This is a genomic window from Allobosea sp. LC85, from assembly GCF_000735605.1.
Classification (GTDB): domain Bacteria; phylum Pseudomonadota; class Alphaproteobacteria; order Rhizobiales; family Beijerinckiaceae; genus Allobosea.
The window spans coordinates 16,645-31,936 of the sequence record NZ_JPKG01000065.1; the positions used below are offsets into that span (position 1 = coordinate 16,645).

16 protein-coding genes are annotated in these 15,292 nt (G+C 65.6%); 8 read left to right on the plus strand and 8 right to left on the minus strand.

All coding sequences use genetic code 11. The features are described from left to right. Positions 1-44: 44 nt before the first annotated feature. The gene (gene acnA / locus FG93_RS29860; protein WP_043242330.1) at positions 45-2,744 is read right to left on the minus strand and encodes an aconitate hydratase AcnA; all 2,700 of its coding nucleotides are present in this window, start codon (positions 2,742-2,744) and stop codon (positions 45-47) included. 255 nt (positions 2,745-2,999) lie between these two features. On the opposite strand from acnA, the gene ccmA reads away from it, so the two are divergent. The 5 genes from ccmA to FG93_RS29880 all read left to right on the plus strand — a co-directional run bounded on the left by ccmA (position 3,000) and on the right by FG93_RS29880 (position 5,872). After that, a complete protein-coding gene (ccmA, locus tag FG93_RS29865; protein WP_052514378.1) occupies positions 3,000-3,596 on the plus strand; it encodes a heme ABC exporter ATP-binding protein CcmA in 597 nt (198 codons plus the stop codon). Next, positions 3,593-4,261 (plus strand): heme exporter protein CcmB, encoded by a 669-nt coding sequence (gene ccmB, locus FG93_RS29870; RefSeq protein ID WP_043242333.1) that lies wholly within the window; start codon positions 3,593-3,595, stop codon positions 4,259-4,261. Before ccmA ends, ccmB begins: the two co-directional genes overlap by 4 nt. 89 nt (positions 4,262-4,350) lie before the next feature. Beyond that, the gene (locus tag FG93_RS29875; protein WP_043242336.1) at positions 4,351-5,109 is read left to right on the plus strand and encodes a heme ABC transporter permease; all 759 of its coding nucleotides are present in this window, start codon (positions 4,351-4,353) and stop codon (positions 5,107-5,109) included. Continuing rightward, on the plus strand, positions 5,106-5,279 hold the full coding sequence (gene ccmD / locus FG93_RS32145) for a heme exporter protein CcmD (protein WP_081882007.1): 174 nt from the start codon (positions 5,106-5,108) through the stop codon (positions 5,277-5,279). The genes FG93_RS29875 and ccmD overlap by 4 nt, the downstream gene beginning before the upstream one ends. Further along, positions 5,276-5,872: a DsbE family thiol:disulfide interchange protein gene (locus FG93_RS29880; RefSeq protein ID WP_052514377.1), complete on the plus strand. Its 597-nt coding sequence runs from the start codon at positions 5,276-5,278 to the stop codon at positions 5,870-5,872. Before ccmD ends, FG93_RS29880 begins: the two co-directional genes overlap by 4 nt. 68 nt (positions 5,873-5,940) lie before the next feature. On the opposite strand, the gene purQ is transcribed toward FG93_RS29880, so the two are convergent. The 4 genes from purQ to purC all read right to left on the minus strand — a co-directional run bounded on the left by purQ (position 5,941) and on the right by purC (position 8,364). Next, entirely contained in the window at positions 5,941-6,636 is a 696-nt protein-coding gene (purQ, locus tag FG93_RS29885) for a phosphoribosylformylglycinamidine synthase subunit PurQ (RefSeq protein WP_043242340.1), read from the minus strand. 4 nt (positions 6,637-6,640) lie between these two features. Continuing rightward, positions 6,641-6,883 carry a phosphoribosylformylglycinamidine synthase subunit PurS gene (gene purS / locus FG93_RS29890; protein ID WP_043242342.1) on the minus strand — a complete coding sequence of 81 codons (243 nt, stop codon included), beginning with the start codon at positions 6,881-6,883 and terminating at the stop codon, positions 6,641-6,643. Positions 6,884-6,967: 84 nt separating this feature from the next. Continuing rightward, entirely contained in the window at positions 6,968-7,525 is a 558-nt protein-coding gene (locus FG93_RS29895) for a hypothetical protein (RefSeq protein ID WP_043242350.1), read from the minus strand. Positions 7,526-7,566: 41 nt separating this feature from the next. Then, entirely contained in the window at positions 7,567-8,364 is a 798-nt protein-coding gene (gene purC, locus FG93_RS29900; RefSeq protein ID WP_043242352.1) for a phosphoribosylaminoimidazolesuccinocarboxamide synthase, read from the minus strand. Positions 8,365-8,674: 310 nt separating this feature from the next. Between purC and FG93_RS29905 the strand changes: the two genes are divergently transcribed. Next, on the plus strand, positions 8,675-8,998 hold the full coding sequence (locus FG93_RS29905) for a DUF1476 domain-containing protein (RefSeq protein WP_043242354.1): 324 nt from the start codon (positions 8,675-8,677) through the stop codon (positions 8,996-8,998). A 162-nt stretch (positions 8,999-9,160) separates the two neighbouring features. Continuing rightward, entirely contained in the window at positions 9,161-9,946 is a 786-nt protein-coding gene (locus FG93_RS29910; protein WP_043242378.1) for an HpcH/HpaI aldolase/citrate lyase family protein, read from the plus strand. Positions 9,947-10,057: 111 nt separating this feature from the next. On the opposite strand, the gene FG93_RS29915 is transcribed toward FG93_RS29910, so the two are convergent. After that, positions 10,058-10,699, minus strand: a complete 642-nt coding sequence (locus tag FG93_RS29915) for a DNA-3-methyladenine glycosylase (protein WP_043242357.1) — start codon at positions 10,697-10,699, stop codon at positions 10,058-10,060. Positions 10,700-10,826: 127 nt separating this feature from the next. On the opposite strand from FG93_RS29915, the gene gluQRS reads away from it, so the two are divergent. After that, a complete protein-coding gene (gene gluQRS, locus FG93_RS29920) occupies positions 10,827-11,723 on the plus strand; it encodes a tRNA glutamyl-Q(34) synthetase GluQRS (RefSeq protein WP_043242358.1) in 897 nt (298 codons plus the stop codon). Positions 11,724-11,822: 99 nt separating this feature from the next. Here the strand turns inward: gluQRS and FG93_RS29925 are convergent, their stop codons facing one another. Together FG93_RS29925 and FG93_RS29930 are read right to left on the minus strand one after the other, a co-directional pair. Continuing rightward, the gene (locus FG93_RS29925) at positions 11,823-12,740 is read right to left on the minus strand and encodes an AEC family transporter (RefSeq protein ID WP_043242361.1); all 918 of its coding nucleotides are present in this window, start codon (positions 12,738-12,740) and stop codon (positions 11,823-11,825) included. A 133-nt stretch (positions 12,741-12,873) separates the two neighbouring features. Further along, positions 12,874-14,898: a M23 family metallopeptidase gene (locus tag FG93_RS29930; RefSeq protein WP_043242364.1), complete on the minus strand. Its 2,025-nt coding sequence runs from the start codon at positions 14,896-14,898 to the stop codon at positions 12,874-12,876. Between the last annotated feature and the right edge of the window lie 394 nt (positions 14,899-15,292).

Below are 15,292 nucleotides of genomic sequence, written 5' to 3' on the forward strand. Positions count from 1 at the left end.
TCGATGTCCCGGCGCCGTGAGACGGAGCCAGGGCAGGGCGCAGATTACGCCGCGATGCCGCGCAGCACGTAGTGCAGGATGCCGGCGTTCTTGAAGTAGTCGAGCTCGTCCAGCGTATCGATGCGGCAGAGAATCGGGACCTTCTTGACCGTGCCGTCGGCGAAGGCGATCTCCGCCTCCAGCATCTGGCGCGGCTTGACCGTGGCCAGCCCCTTGATGGTGACGCTCTCGTCACCCTTCAGGCCCAGCGAGGCCCAGCTCGTGCCTTCCGGCAGCGTGAAGGGGACGACGCCCATGCCGACGAGGTTCGAGCGATGGATGCGCTCGAAGCTCTGCGCGATCACGGCCTTGACGCCGAGCAGGTTGGTGCCCTTCGCCGCCCAGTCGCGCGAGGAGCCGTTGCCGTATTCGACGCCGGCGAAGATGACCAGCGGCACCTTCTCCTGCTGATAGCGCATGGCCGCGTCGTAGATCGGCAGCTCTTCCTTGCTGGGATAATGGATGGTGTAGCCACCCTCGCGCCCGTTCGGCCCCATCATGTGGTTGCGGATGCGGATATTGGCAAAGGTGCCACGCATCATCACCTCGTGATTGCCGCGCCGCGTGCCGTACTGGTTGAAGTCGGCGACGGCGACGCCGTGCTCGGTCAGGTACTGGCCCGCAGGCGAGGCGGCCTTGATCGAACCGGCCGGCGAGATGTGGTCGGTGGTGATCTTGTCGCCGAACAGGCCGAGGATGCGGGCGCCGACGATCTCGGTGACCGGCGAAGGCTTCCTGCCCATGCCCTGGAAATAGGGCGGGTTCTGCACATAGGTCGAGGCGTCGTCCCAGGCATAGGTCTGGCTCTCCGGCGTCTTCACATCCTGCCAGTGCTGGTCGCCCTTGAACACGTCGGCATATTTCGCCTCGAAGATGGCGCGTGTGACGTTCTGGGCGATGAAGCTCTGGATCTCCTTGTTGGAGGGCCAGATGTCCTTCAGGAAGACGGGCTGTCCGTCCTTGCCCGTGCCCAGCGGCTCGGTCGTCAGGTCCTTCTGGACGCTGCCGGCCAGTGCATAGGCGACGACCAGCGGCGGCGAGGCGAGGTAGTTCGCCTGCACGTCCGGCGAGACGCGTCCCTCGAAATTGCGGTTGCCGGAGATGACGGCGCCCGCGATCAGGCCCTGATCGTTGATCGCCTTCGAGATCGGGCCCGGCAGCGGGCCGGAATTGCCGATGCAGGTGGTGCAGCCGAAGCCGACCAGGTTGAAGCCGAGCGTGTCGAGGTCGGTCTGGAGGCCGGACTTGGCGAGATATTCCGCCACGACCTGCGAGCCGGGTGCGAGCGAGGTCTTGACCCAGGGCTTCACCGTCAGGCCCTTGGCGACCGCATTGCGGGCGAGCAGGCCCGCGGCCATCAGCACCGAGGGGTTCGAGGTGTTGGTGCAGGAGGTGATGGCGGCAATGACGACGTCGCCATGGCCGAGATCATGGTCGCGCCCTTCGACGGGAACACGGCGGGCGATCTCGGCGCCCTTCTTGTATTCGGTGTCCATCGCGGCAGCGAAGCCCTTGGCGACGGCGCCGAGGTCGACGCGGCCCTCGGGGCGCTTCGGGCCGGCCATCGAGGGCTGGACCGTGGTCAGGTCGAGCTCCAGCGTGTCGGTGAAGACCGGATCCGGCGTCTCGATGGTGGCGAACAGCCCTTGTGCCTTGCTGTAGGCTTCGACCAGCGCGATCCGGTCCGACTTGCGGCCGGTGGTGGTGAGATAGTCGATCGTCTCGGCGTCAACCGGGAAGAAGCCGCAGGTCGCGCCGTATTCCGGGCCCATATTGGCGATGGTGGCGCGGTCGGCCAGCGTCAGATTGTAGAGGCCGGGGCCGAAGAACTCGACGAACTTGCCGACGACGCCCTTCTTGCGCAGCATCTGGGTGACGGTCAGCACGAGGTCGGTCGCAGTGATGCCTTCGCGCAGCGAGCCGGTGAGCTTGAAGCCGATGACCTCGGGCAGAAGCATCGATTGCGGCTGGCCGAGCATGGCGGCCTCGGCCTCGATGCCGCCGACGCCCCAGCCGAGCACGGCCAGGCCGTTGACCATGGTGGTGTGCGAATCGGTGCCGACGACGGTGTCGGGATAGGCGACCTCGACCTCCTTGCCGTCGATCGTCTCGGTCCGGGTCCAGACGGTCTGGGCGAGGTATTCGAGATTGACCTGATGGCAGATGCCGGTGCCGGGCGGGACGACGCGGAAATTGTCGAAGGCGCCCTGGCCCCATTTCAGGAAGCGGTAGCGCTCGCCATTGCGCTCATATTCCAGCTCGACATTCTGCGAGAGAGCCTTGGGCGTACCAAACTCGTCGACGATGACCGAATGGTCGATGACGAGGTCGACCGGGACGAGCGGATTGATCTTGGCCGGGTCGCCGCCGAGCGCGACGACGCCATCGCGCATCGCAGCCAGGTCGACCACCGCCGGGACGCCGGTGAAATCCTGCATCAGCACGCGCGCCGGGCGGAAGCCGATCTCCTTGCCGGCCTTGCCCTTGTCGGACAGCCAGGCGACGAAGCCCTCGATATCGGTCTTGGTGACCGAGCGGCCATCCTCGAAGCGCAGCAGGTTCTCGAGCAGGACCTTCATCGAGAAGGGAAGCTTCGAAATGCCGGGAAGGCCGTTCGCCTCAGCGTCGGGCAGGGAATAATAAACGTAGCTCTTGCCGCCGACGTCGAGCGTCTTGCGGGACTTGAAGGAATCCTGGTTAGCCATGCGGGCTTAATCCTGATCAAGGGGTTGCGGTCGCGATTCGGTCGCCCTTGCGGGCGGGCCAGATCGAAGGCCTAATGCGCGTGACGCGCGCGCCGCCCCGGGAGTGCCCGAGCCCCGCGCCGGATCGGCGTGCGGCGTAGCCGAGGGTTCTATAGATGAATTCCAAGAAGCCCGCTACATGAACGAAACGCGTGCGTGGCAGCTTCTGACGCACGGGAAGATGCCCTGGCCTTGACGCAGATTTCCTATCCCCCACTGACCCTGAGCGCCGAGGACCTGGCTTGCCGGCGAGGCGGGCGACTGGTTTTCGAGAAATTGGACTTCACGCTCGGGAGCGGGGAGGCGATTGCGCTCACCGGCCGCAACGGCGCGGGCAAGTCGAGCCTGATCGCCATGATCTGCGGGCGGTTGCGGCCTGCTGCGGGACGTTTGCGGGTCACGGGCATCGGCGATGCCCCCCTGATGGAGCAGATCCACCTCGTCGGTCATCGCGACGGACTGAAAACGGCGCTGACGGCGGGTGAGAATCTCGATTTCGTCCAGGCACTGCTCGGTGAGCCCGGACTCGCTGCCGACGAGGCGCTTGCCGCCATCGGTTTGCCGCATGTCGCGGACCTGCCGGTCGGCTATCTCTCGGCCGGACAGCGCCGGCGCGTCGCGCTGGCGCGGCTCCTGGTCTCACGGCGGCCGCTCTGGCTGCTCGACGAACCAGCCTCGGCGCTCGATACGGCCTCCCAGCGCATGCTGATCGGGCTGATGCAGACCCATCTCGATGCGGGCGGCGCGATCCTGGCCGCGACCCATGGCCCGCTCGGCCTGGAGGCGGCGCGCGAGATGAGGATCGGGCCGTGAGCGGAGCGTTCCTCGCGATCCTGAAGCGCGACCTCGCCCTGGCGACCCGTGCCGGTGGCGGCGGGGAACTCGCGCTGGTGTTCTTCCTGACGCTCGTGGTCCTGGTGCCGTTCGCGCTTGGGCCCGATCTCAATCTGCTCTCACGGATCGGCCCGGCCATCCTCTGGCTCGGAGCGCTGCTCGCGACCCTGATCGGGCTCGACCGACTGTTCCAGGGCGATGAGGAGGATGGTTCGCTCGACCTGATCCGCGCCTCGGCCCTGCCATTGGAACTCGCCGTGCTGGCGAAGGGGCTGGCGCATTGGCTGACGACCGGCCTGCCGCTGGCGCTGGCTGCTCCGCTGCTTGGCCTGCTGGTCGCGCTGCCGGCCGAGGCGATGCTGCCAGTCGCCGGGACGCTGCTGGTCGGGACGCCGGCGCTGAGCTTCATCGGCGCCACGGGAGCGGCGTTGACGGCCAGCCTCAAGCGGGGCGGCTTGATCCTGCCGATCCTGGTCGCGCCGCTGACCGTGCCGGTGCTGATCTTCGGCGTCTCGGCTTCGAATAGCGCGCTTGGCGGCACGGTGCCCTTCCTGACGCCATTCCTCATCCTGTGCGCCCTGTCGCTCGCGACGCTCGTGCTCGGAACCATAGCGGCTGCCGCCGCGCTTCGGCAGGCGGAATAGGCTGCGACGCCATGGCCATCGGCTGCGATTGTGAAGCGTGAAGCCGGTTGCTACATCCTCACTCGTCAAATGAAGAGCAAAAGGCCCGCATGGCTAGCCTGATCGAACTGGCGAACCCGACGCGTTTCATGCACCTGTCGAGTCGGCTGCTGCCATGGCTCGTGGGCGCAGCCGCGTTGCTGCTTGCCGTCGGCCTCTATCTCGCTTTTTTCGTCGCACCGGCGGATTACCAGCAGGGCGAGACCATCCGCATCATGTTCGTGCATGTGCCGGCTGCCTGGCTCGCGCTGATGTTCTACTCGATGATGGCGATCTCGGCGCTGGGCACGCTGGTCTGGCGCCATCCGCTTGCGGATGTCGCGCAGAAGGCGGCAGCGCCGATCGGCGCCTGCTTCGCGCTGGTCTGCCTGATCACGGGGGCTCTCTGGGGCAAACCGATGTGGGGCACCTATTGGGTCTGGGATGCACGACTGACCTCGGTGCTCGTGCTCTTCCTGATCTATCTCGGCATCATGGCGCTGTGGCGCACGCTCGACGATCCCTCGCGCGCCGGGCGCGCGGTGGCGATCCTGACACTGGTCGGCTTCGTCAATGTGCCGATCATCAAGTTCTCGGTCGACTGGTGGAACACGCTGCACCAGCCGGCATCGGTCTTCCGCGCCGGCGGGCCGACCATTCATCCCGCCATGCTCTGGCCGCTCCTGATCCTGGCGGTCGGCTTCACGTTGCTGGCGCTGGCGCTGCATCTCGTCGCGATGCGGGCCGAGATCATGCGCCGCCGAGTTCGGACGCTGACGATCTTCGAGGCCGAGCGGCTGGACCGGCTGACGGCGGAGGCTGCGATATGAGCGCGCTTGGACCGCATGCCGGCTACATCCTGGCCGCCTATGCGTCGGTCGTGATGATCCTCGGGGGCCTTATTCTGATGATCTGGCGCGATCACCGCGCGCAAAGGCAGGCTCTCGACGCGCTGGAACAGCGCGGCGCCGGCCGCCGTTCCGGGAAGGCATTGTCGTGAGCGAGGTCGAGAGCGCGCCAGGCCGGCGCTCGCCGCTGGTTTTCCTGATTCCCCTGATCCTGTTCGCCGGGCTGTCCCTGGTCTTCCTGGTCGGGCTGTTCAGCGGGGATGCCAGCAAAGTTCCGTCGGCGCTGCTCGGCAAGCCGGCACCGACGATCACGCTGACCGCGCTCGAAGGGTTGCAGCGCGACGGGCAGCCGGTTCCGGCCTTCACCATGGCCGACCTGGCCAAGGGGCGGGCCACCATCGTCAATGTCTTCGCGAGCTGGTGCGCGCCCTGCCGCGTCGAGCACCCGCATCTTGTCGCGATGGCCGAGGCGCCCGTGGTGAAGCAGGGCAAGGTAGCGGTGGTCGGGCTGAACTACAAGGACGAGGCCGAGAATGCCCGCCGCTTCCTGGGAGCGCTCGGCAATCCCTATTCGGCCGTGGGCGTCGATCGCGCCGGCCGCGGCGCGATCGACTGGGGCGTCTATGGCGTACCGGAAACCTTCTTGATCGGCCCGGACGGGCGGATCGTCGACAAGCATGTCGGCGCGCTTGATGTGAACAGTGCGCAGAAGCTGCTGGCGAAGGCGGCCTCGCTGGCGAAGTGAGCCCCGCCGCTTGGCCGGGGGCCTGTCCGTCAGGCCGAGACAAACCCGAGCATGACGGCGGAACCCGGTCAGGCCGCTTTCTTGCCGCTGACCAGGCTCTCGAATATGCCGCGCCCATCGGTGCCGCCGGTGAGCGAATCGATCAGGTTTTCCGGATGCGGCATCAGTCCGAGCACGTTGAAGCCGGGCGAGTAGATGCCGGCAATGCCGTTCAACGAGCCATTGGGGTCGGCCTCGACCGTAACCCGACCATCGGCGTCGGCATAGCGGAAGGCAACGAGACCTTCGCCTTCGAGCCGGGCCAGTGTCTCGGGATCGACGATGTAATTGCCTTCGCCATGGGCGATGCAGACATCGATGACCTGGCCCTTGGCGTAGGCACGGGTGAAGACGGTATCGGCCCGTTCAACGGTGAGATGCTGGCGTTTGCAGACGAATTTCAGATTGGCATTGCGAGCAAGGACGCCCGGGAGCAACCCCGCTTCGCAGGCGATCTGAAAGCCGTTGCAGATGCCGAGCACATAGCCGCCGCGCGCCGCATGGGCCCGCGTCGCGTCCATGATATGGGCCCGGCCGGCAATCGCGCCGCAGCGCAGATAGTCGCCATAGGAGAAGCCGCCCGGCAGCACGACGAGATCGGTGCCGGCCGGAAGCTCCATGTCCGCATGCCAGACATGGGTGACGGTGGCACCGGCCTGCCGCAGGGCAGTGGCGACATCGCCCTCGCGATTGGATCCGGGGAAAGTGACGACGGCGGCTTTCATCGTCTTATGCTCCGATTTCGACGCGATAATTCTCGATCACGGTGTTGGCGAGCAGCTTCTCGCAGGCATCCTTGAGCGCACTCTCGGCGGCGGCCTTGTCGCCGGCGGTGAACTCGATGTCGAAGACCTTGCCCTGACGCACCGAGCCGACACCGTCGATGCCGAGCGATTTCAGAGCGCCTTCGATCGCCTTGCCCTGCGGATCGAGCACGCCGTTCTTGAGGGTGACGGTGACGCGGGCTTTCATTGTGCTCTCCGGGCAGGGCTTCTGCGGGGTGCCTTAGCGGCGAATCGGTTCGGGCTCAACCACATGTCAGAGCTTCACGGCGAATCAGCGGCTGCGCCAGGCGGCGCGTGCATAGTTTTGCGCGGCCTCGGCATCGTTGCTGACCGCGATCGCCATGACGAGTTTGCCGGCGTCCCGGCCATAGAGGATCGCCGTTGCCGCGAGCCGTCCGGTCTCGCCCTTGCCGCGAATTTCGACGAGCAGGCCTGGCGGACCGCCGCCATCGAAGCGGGAAACGCTGGTGGTGCTCTTGATTGTGGCCGCTGCGGGTCTGGACTTCGCGTTCCCTGAGGACTTGGCCGGCTTCGAGAATTCACGGGCCAGGCGGGCGGGATCGGAGGCGAGGCCTCGCTCGAACTCGTCGGCCCTGCGGCCTTCAGCGACGATCAGGGCTGCGACAGCGGGGCGCAGGCAGTGCTCGCCGACGCAATAGACGATGGTGCGCGCCTCGATGCCGTCATTGACGACCCAGGAGCCGATCGGCAGCGGCTGCCAGCCGCGATCGGCCGCCAAGTCGGCAAGGCCAGGTCCGAAATGTTTGCTGCAGGCAGTGAGCAGGCTCAGGCCGCCGAGCAGCGCAGCCAAAAGCAAACGGGAGCGCATGCGCTCCCGTTTCCAAATCGCTGTCACGGCTCCGCCAGCGCTCACTGCACCAGGCGAGGTCCGGCGGCGGGGCCGGCCTTTTCGTTCTCGCCCATGATGCCGAGGCGTCGGGCAACTTCGGTATAGGCCTCGATCAGCCCGCCCATGTCGCGGCGGAAGCGGTCTTTGTCCATCTTGTCCTTCGACTTGATGTCCCAGAGCCGGCAGGAATCCGGGCTGATCTCGTCGGCGACGACGATGCGCATCATCTCGCCTTCCCAGAGCCGGCCGCATTCCATCTTGAAGTCGACGAGACGGATGCCGGCACCGAGGAACAAGCCGGAGAGGAAATCATTGACGCGAATGGCGAGCGCCATGATGTCGTCGATCTCCTGGGGCGTCGCCCAGCCGAAGGCGGTGATGTGCTCTTCCGAGACCATCGGATCGTTCAGCGCATCGTTCTTGTAATAGAACTCGATGATCGAGCGCGGCAGCTGGGTGCCTTCTTCGAGACCGAGCTTGGTCGAGAGCGAGCCGGCGGCGACATTGCGCACCACCACCTCGAGCGGAATGATCTCGACCTCGCGGATCAGCTGCTCGCGCATGTTCAGCCGACGGATGAAATGCGTCGGCACGCCGATATCGTTGAGATTCGAGAAGATGTGCTCGGAGATCCTGTTGTTCAGGACGCCCTTGCCGTCGATCACCTCATGTTTCTTGGCGTTGAAGGCGGTGGCGTCGTCCTTGAAGTGCTGGATCAGCGTACCGGGCTCCGGTCCCTCATAGAGGACCTTCGCCTTGCCTTCGTAAATGCGACGGCGGCGATTCATCGGGATGTACCGTGGCTTGAGGAAATCCAAAATCGGCCTTTCTCTGGTCGCGGTTGCCCGCGGCGGGATCGTGGCCCCTGTTCCGCCGGTCCTTCGCAAGCCTCGCCTCAAATCCGTGCTCGGACGCGATCGGCCTGGATTGCGGATTGGTCCGGTTCAATGCGAGCATAGCCAAATCCGCCACCCTCGCGACCGCTATATGGCGCTTCTGCACTGCAAACGCAACAAACCGGGCGGAGTGCCCGCTTGGCAGCGCGTAATCCGCTCTGGCCCTGCGCGGCGCGGCATCCTATATCGCTTCAGAGAAGCGACCCTGAGCCCGCAAGAGGACTTAATCCGCATGACGACTTTCGATCAGCGCAAGGATGCCTTCGAGAACAAGTTCGCGCTCGACGAGGAGCTGCGCTTCAAGGCGACGGCACGGCGTAACAAGCTTCTCGGCCTCTGGGCAGCCGAGAGGCTCGGCAAGAGCGGCGCTGAAGCGGACGCTTACGCGAAGTCCGTGGTCCTGGCCGATTTCGAGGAGGCCGGCGACGACGATGTGCTGCGCAAGGTCAGGTCCGATTTCGCAACTGCGAGTGTCGCGGTTGCCGACGAGGAGATTCGCCGCGTGATGACCGAGCTTCTGATCAGGGCCGCCGAGGAAGTCCAGGCTGGGCGCTAGCATTAAATCCCTGTTTCACGTGAATCGGCTTGGCCGGTTCCCCAAACGCAGGACGTGGTTGAAACGGGCGCATGAGCGCCCGTTTGTTTTTGTGCGAGTTTGCTGCCCACTGTCCTCGTCCCGCCGTGATTCAAGAGCGGGCTCAACCGGATGAAACCGCCGATGTCCTCCGTCAAGCCAACCGTCCTGTCCTCGCTCGCCGATCGTCTCGCCAAGGGCGATACGCTCCTGTCTGCCTGGTGTGGGCTGCCCGATCCGAGCATTGCGGGGGTGCTTGCGCAGGAAGGTTTTGACGCCGTCACGCTCGACATGCAGCACGGGCCGATCACGCTTGGCGAGGTCATCCGGGCGATCCCGCTGATCAATGCGGCCGGAAAGCCTGCTCTGGCGCGGATCGCAGTCGGCGAATTCCAGAACGTGTCGAAGCTGTTCGACGCCGGCGTCTCGGGCGTGATCGCGCCGATGATCAACACGATGGACGATGCGCGCCGTTTGGCGGCCTATGCCAAGTATCCGCCGCTCGGAGAGCGCAGCTGGGGCAGCTATGGCGGCTTGGGCGCATCGGGGCTCGATGCCAACAGCTATCTCAAGGCAGCCAATCGCTTCTCGATGACCTTCGCGATGATCGAGACGCGCGAGGCCATGGCGATTCTCGACGACATCCTGGCGCTTGAAGGCATCGACGCGCTGTTCGTCGGCCCCTCCGATCTTTCGATCGCGTTGTCCGGCGGAGCGTTGGTCAACGCCTCGGCGAAGGAGGTCGACGAGGCCCTGCGTCACATCGTGGCCCGTGCCTCCGCCGTGAACAAGCCGGTCGCGTTCTATGCCGCCACCGCCGAGAGGGCGAAGGAGGGCGTGGAGATGGGCGCGAGGCTGGTCACTGTGATGAGCGATTCGGGCTTCCTGCGCACGGCCGCGCAGGCCGCGCTCAACGTGGTTCGCGGCTAAGGTCCGGCTCCTGGATCATCGGATCTGGATATCGTAACCGATCCGATGATTTTATCTCCTGTGCTTGCATCGGCTTTTCCGAAGCCGCAATCCACTTTGCGGGCCTGTGTTTTAGGCGTTGATCCCCTCGCGGCTTTTCAGCACGGCGTAGTAGGCCCAGAGCAATCTGGCCGCGACGCCGCGCCAGGGACGCCAGGCCTCGGCCATCTCCTGCAACTCGCCCGGCTTTGGGCGAGCCTCGAGGCGGAAACCGACGCGCGCGGCCTCCTGGATGGCGAGATCGCCGGCCGCAAAGCCGTCGCGGTGGCCGAGGCAGAACAGCAGATAGACATCCGCGGTCCATGGTCCGATGCCGGAGACGGCGGTCATGTGCTGGTGGATGTATTCCGGCGTGCCACCCTCCAGGGAGCCCAGGTCGAGCGTTCCCTCGGTGATCGCGGCGGCGACCGCCCGCAAGGTGCGCTGCTTCGGCCGCGAGAGGCCGGAAAGCCGCATATCCTCATCGCTTGCAGCGAGCACGCGTTCCGGCGTGAGCGGCGTCAGGGCCGACTCGACCCGCGTCCAGACGGCCCGCGCACTCGCCACCGAAAGCTGCTGCGCCACGATGATCGAGGCCAGCCCCTTGAAGCCGCCCTCGCGGCGGCGCAGCGGCGGCAGACCGGTCCTGTCGATGATGGCGCTCCAGCTCGGGTGAAGCGGGCGGAGCGCGGCCATGCCTTCTTCGAGGTCGGCGTCGCACGTAATTCTGTTCATCGTCGCTTCTTGAACCGGGATGGTGGCAGTTCGCGTCAGGAGATTGAGCTGAGTCGGGAGACTTTCCAGAAGGCTTGGTCATTCCAGACGTCTTGGCCCAGTCATGGCCAGACCATAGAGAGGGTCCATGGCAACGTCCTCACGCAATTGCGACAGACCGGTGTTTCGTTTCGCGCCCAGCCCCAACGGCCGGCTGCATCTCGGCCACGCCTTCTCGGCACTGATGAACGAACGCCTGGCCAAGCGATTTGGCGGCCGGCTGTTGCTGCGCATCGAGGATATCGACGTCGCGCGCTGCCGGCCAGAATTCGAGCAAGGCATCCATGAGGATCTCGCCTGGCTCGGCATCCGTTTCGATGCCGCGATCCGCCGGCAGTCCGAACATTTCGACGATTATCGCGCCGCGCTCGACCGGCTGCAGGCGAAGGCGCTGATCTATCCCTGCTTCTGCTCGCGCGGGCAGATCATGCGTGCAGCGGAGCTCAAGGAAACAGAGACGGGCCAGCCCTGGCCGCGCGATCCCGATGGGGCGCCGCTTTATCCCGGGACCTGCCGTTGCTTGCCTCCCCATGAGGCAGGCAAGCGCGTCGCCAGCGGCGAGGCTCATGTGCTGCGGCTGGCGATGGGGCGGGCAGCGGCGGAGAACGGCGGTGAGGTTAGGTATCGGCTCTTCGACGAGGCTGGTCGTGTGACGCGCGTAGCGGCTGCTCCCGCGCTCTGGGGGGACGTGGTGCTGGCACGCAAGGACGTGCCGACGAGCTACCACCTTGCCGTGGTCGTTGATGATGCGCTTCAGGGCGTCACTCATGTCGTGCGCGGGCGGGATCTCGAGGCGGCGACCGATATCCATCTCATGCTGCAACATCTGCTCGATCTGCCGACGCCGCGTTATCACTTCCATCGGCTGCTGCAGGACGAGACCGGCCAGAAGCTTGCCAAGAGCCGGATGTCGGAAGGCCTCGCGGAGCTCAGGGCACACGGTATTACGGCCGCGGATATCAGGGCGCGGCTCGGCTTTGCCTAGAACATCGGACCGGATGCCGTATCCGGCCCGATCATCTAACCTCCTGTGGTTGCGTCTGTTTTCCCGAAATCCGTAATTTTCGGGCCGACTTCAGCCGGTTCAGCCGACACCAAGCCAGGTCAGCCAGGCCGCGGTGGTAAAGAGCGAGAGCATCGTCGAGAGCGCGATCGCGCTCGAGGCATCGGCGACTCCCTGCCGGTAGCGTTCAGCGAACAGATAGGCGTTGATCCCGCAGGGGCAGGCGGCGAAGAGCACTGCGACGCCTGACCAGTGCGCTGGCATCTCGAAGACGCGGGTTGCCAGCAAATAGACGATCAGGGGGTGAAGGCCGAGCTTGAGGGCGCTCAGCACGGCCGGCAGACCGAGACCGGATTCCAGCCCATAGCGCCGCATGGCGATGCCGAGGCTGATCAATGCGCAAGGCACCGCGGCACCGGCGAGCAGATCGACCAATGTCCAGAGCGGGGCTGGAATGAAGTCGATCAGCGGCCGCACCGCCGATCCGAACAGGATGCCGATGATGATGGGGTGGGTGAAGAGCCTGCGGGCCATCCCCTTCAGCGATGCCGAGCGACCCTCGGCGAGCAGGGTCGCTGCCGTCATCGTCACGGGCAGATGGATCGCCAGCAGCAGGCCGAGCGGCACCGCGCCGGCATCGCCATAGGCCTTGAGGATCATCGGCACGCCGACAAAGACTGTGTTGGACTGGGCGGCGGAGAAGCCAGAGACCACCAGCTCCGGTCCCTTGCGGCTGAAAACGCGATGGGCAATCAGCATCGCCAAGGCCCAGACGATGGCGAGGCCGGTGAAATAGGAGATCCAGTAGCCCCAAGGCTGGCTCGCCGGGATGTCGGCCTTGGCCAGCGTCCGGAACAGCAGGCACGGCACGGCCAGAACGAAGACGAAATCGGAAAGACCTTCGCCGGTCGTTTCGCGGACCAGCTTCGTCCAGCGCGCGGCATAGCCGAGGCCGATCAGGCCGAAGACGGGCAGGACGACAAGCAGGGAGGAGAGCATCGGCGCGACAGGTTCGATGAGCGGGATCGGGAAGGCGCCCCCTCGCGATCGGTCTTGCAGCGGGTAAAGTCAAGGAAGCGACCGCGCAAATTGCGGCATGGCCGTGCCGCATTTTCGGTCAGCCTCGATGAGGCTAGCGTGCCTGGGCCAGCGCGCCGCCCGAGCGCACGATCAATCCCTGGACCTCGTCACGCTGCCGCTTGAACTCGGCCAGCGTCCTGCCTTCGAGCTCGCGTCCTCGCGGAACGCGGATCTTCATCGGATTCACGAAGTTGCCGTTGACCAGCACCTCGTAGTGAAGATGCGGTCCGGTGGAGAGGCCGGTATTGCCGATATAGCCGATAACCTGGCCCTGGCGTACTTTCGCACCGGCGGCGATGCCCTTGGCAAAGCCCGACTGATGTGAATAGGTCGTGACATAGCCGTTTGCGTGCTGGATTTCGATCCGCCGGCCGTAACCGGAATCCCATTCGGCCTTGATCACCGTGCCGTTGCCGGCGGCCAGGATCGGGGTGCCGATGCGGTTGGCCCAGTCGACGCCGGTATGCATCTTCGAGTAGCGCATGACCGGGTGGTAGCGCATGCCGAAACCGGAGCGCATCTCGGCATCGGTGATCGGCTTGCGCAGCAGGAACTTCTTCAGCGAGCGACCTTCTTCGTCAAAATAGTCGATCAGGCCGTCTTCCGGGGACTGATAACGAAAGACCCGGCGGGTATCGCCATTGATGGTGAGCGTTGCCGACAGGATTTCGCCGCGTTCGCCTTCCTCGTCCTCGGTGAAGATCACCTCGAGATTGTCGCCGCCCCGCACGCGCTGCTGGAAATCCAGGTCGTAGGAGAAAATCCGCACCAGCTCGTCGATCATCGGGCGCGGCAGGTCGTGGCGCAATCCGGTCTCGTAGAGGCTCTCATACAGCCGGGCGCCGCCCGTATCCTCCTCGTCCTCCTCGTCTTCCGAAATGGCCTTGCGGGGCGTGCCGACGATCTCCTGCTTCGGCAGCGAGACCGGAACGAAGGCGCCGTTGTCGTTGATTGCGATCGTTGCTTCGGGCTGGCCGTTGGTGAGCAGCGAGACGCGAACGATCTGGCGCGGATCGCCTGGCCGGGGACCGGGTGCAAACAGCGCCTGAAGGACCTGGCCGTCGGGCAGCGCCGCAACGCGCACCTTGCCGCTGAAGGCCTGGATCATCGCCCTGATCTGTTCGGCCGGGGCGCCGGCATTGCGCATGACCTGTTCGAAATTCTCGCCGCGTCGGGTGATCAGCAGCTTGTCCTCGACAAGCGGCTCGCGCGATGCGGCGATGGGGGTCTTCAGGGCATTGGTGACATTTTCCGGGACGACGCGCACTTCGATGCCGGAGAAGCGCGTATCCGTGGCCGGAGAATAGGCGAGAAGGTCATTCGTGGCGCTGGCCGCGGCACCGCCGCCCAGCGTGCGGCTGAGCATCAATTGCGGTGGAATCGGCAAGGGCCGTTGCCGGCCTGCCACGGCCTGGTTGGCGCGCTCTTCCTCGACCTGCTTGATCACGTCGGGGTCGCCGAGGCGCGGCCGACCGGGCGGAATCGCGATCGTGGTGAGGTCGCGCTTGACGATGGTGACGTCGGCATCCGGCATGTCGCCGGCCGGTTCGGCATAGCGCTCGGCGGGCTGGCCACCTTCCGCAAACAGGCGCAGCGGATTGAAGGGCGGGATGTTCGTCGCATAGACGCCGGTGGTCAGCGACAGGTTGGAGGCAAGCCGCACGAAGGGGCGTACGCGGATGACCTCGCGGTCGCCGACACGCTGGGACATGGGCGCGCGCGCGCTGTGTCGGGCTGCCATGACGGGCTGGTCGGACACCAGCTTGTCGGCTTTGCGCGCCCCGCCGCCCAGGCCGGCAGCCGAAGGGCCACGCGCCGTCATCATTTCGGGCTGCTCGGGGAAACTCGTATCGCCACGGGTCGCGACCAGGATCGCGCCACCGAGCAGGGCCGCACCGCAGGAGCCGACCAGGGCGCAAGCGGCCAGCCAGCGCAACGAGACGCCACGCCGGTCCAGCGCCTGATGCGGAGCACCGTCGGGCCGGATCGGCGGCTCGATACCGAGATCGACCAGAAGCGCGGCGGCTTCCGGCGATAGCGGTTCTGCTGGCGTGCTGAGCTCGGGATGGGCGTTCATCGCTGGTCGTCAGAGAATCCTGATCCTGGTCCGGTGCCCGGGTGGGCTGGAATGCCGAAGAAGCCGCATCTGCTGCACGCGTACGCGCCTGATACCGACCATGCCCGCGTCGCAGCCCGGAATCAATCCGCCGACCGTGCCACTGCGGGCGCTGCGAGCCTTTGGCTGTCGATTACGGCTCTTTACGGGCGCCACCCACGGGAGCGCGCGGGCAGCGCTCGTACGCGCGCGTTAGATAAAGTCAGGGCGGGCAGGGCGACGCGAAAAGTCATTGAACTGTCGGAAAAGTTTTGTTTTGGCGTTGACAGGGTGAGTTGGTGGGGCCTATAACGCGGCCATCGAGACGGCGCCGCCGCTGGCGGGGCCGCTCTACTGCGCTTCATGAGCATGTTAG

Coding starts and splice junctions, on each gene's coding strand:
- acnA (WP_043242330.1), bottom strand. CDS start 2,744: ATGGCTAACCAGGATTCCTTCAAGTCCCGCAAGACGCTCGACGTCGGC.
- FG93_RS29875 (WP_043242336.1), top strand. CDS start 4,351: ATGGCTAGCCTGATCGAACTGGCGAACCCGACGCGTTTCATGCACCTG.
- ccmD (WP_081882007.1), top strand. CDS start 5,106: ATGAGCGCGCTTGGACCGCATGCCGGCTACATCCTGGCCGCCTATGCG.
- purQ (WP_043242340.1), bottom strand. CDS start 6,636: ATGAAAGCCGCCGTCGTCACTTTCCCCGGATCCAATCGCGAGGGCGAT.
- purS (WP_043242342.1), bottom strand. CDS start 6,883: ATGAAAGCCCGCGTCACCGTCACCCTCAAGAACGGCGTGCTCGATCCG.
- FG93_RS29895 (WP_043242350.1), bottom strand. CDS start 7,525: ATGCGCTCCCGTTTGCTTTTGGCTGCGCTGCTCGGCGGCCTGAGCCTG.
- FG93_RS29905 (WP_043242354.1), top strand. CDS start 8,675: ATGACGACTTTCGATCAGCGCAAGGATGCCTTCGAGAACAAGTTCGCG.
- FG93_RS29910 (WP_043242378.1), top strand. CDS start 9,161: ATGTCCTCCGTCAAGCCAACCGTCCTGTCCTCGCTCGCCGATCGTCTC.
- FG93_RS29915 (WP_043242357.1), bottom strand. CDS start 10,699: ATGAACAGAATTACGTGCGACGCCGACCTCGAAGAAGGCATGGCCGCG.
- gluQRS (WP_043242358.1), top strand. CDS start 10,827: ATGGCAACGTCCTCACGCAATTGCGACAGACCGGTGTTTCGTTTCGCG.
- FG93_RS29925 (WP_043242361.1), bottom strand. CDS start 12,740: ATGCTCTCCTCCCTGCTTGTCGTCCTGCCCGTCTTCGGCCTGATCGGC.
- FG93_RS29930 (WP_043242364.1), bottom strand. CDS start 14,898: ATGAACGCCCATCCCGAGCTCAGCACGCCAGCAGAACCGCTATCGCCG.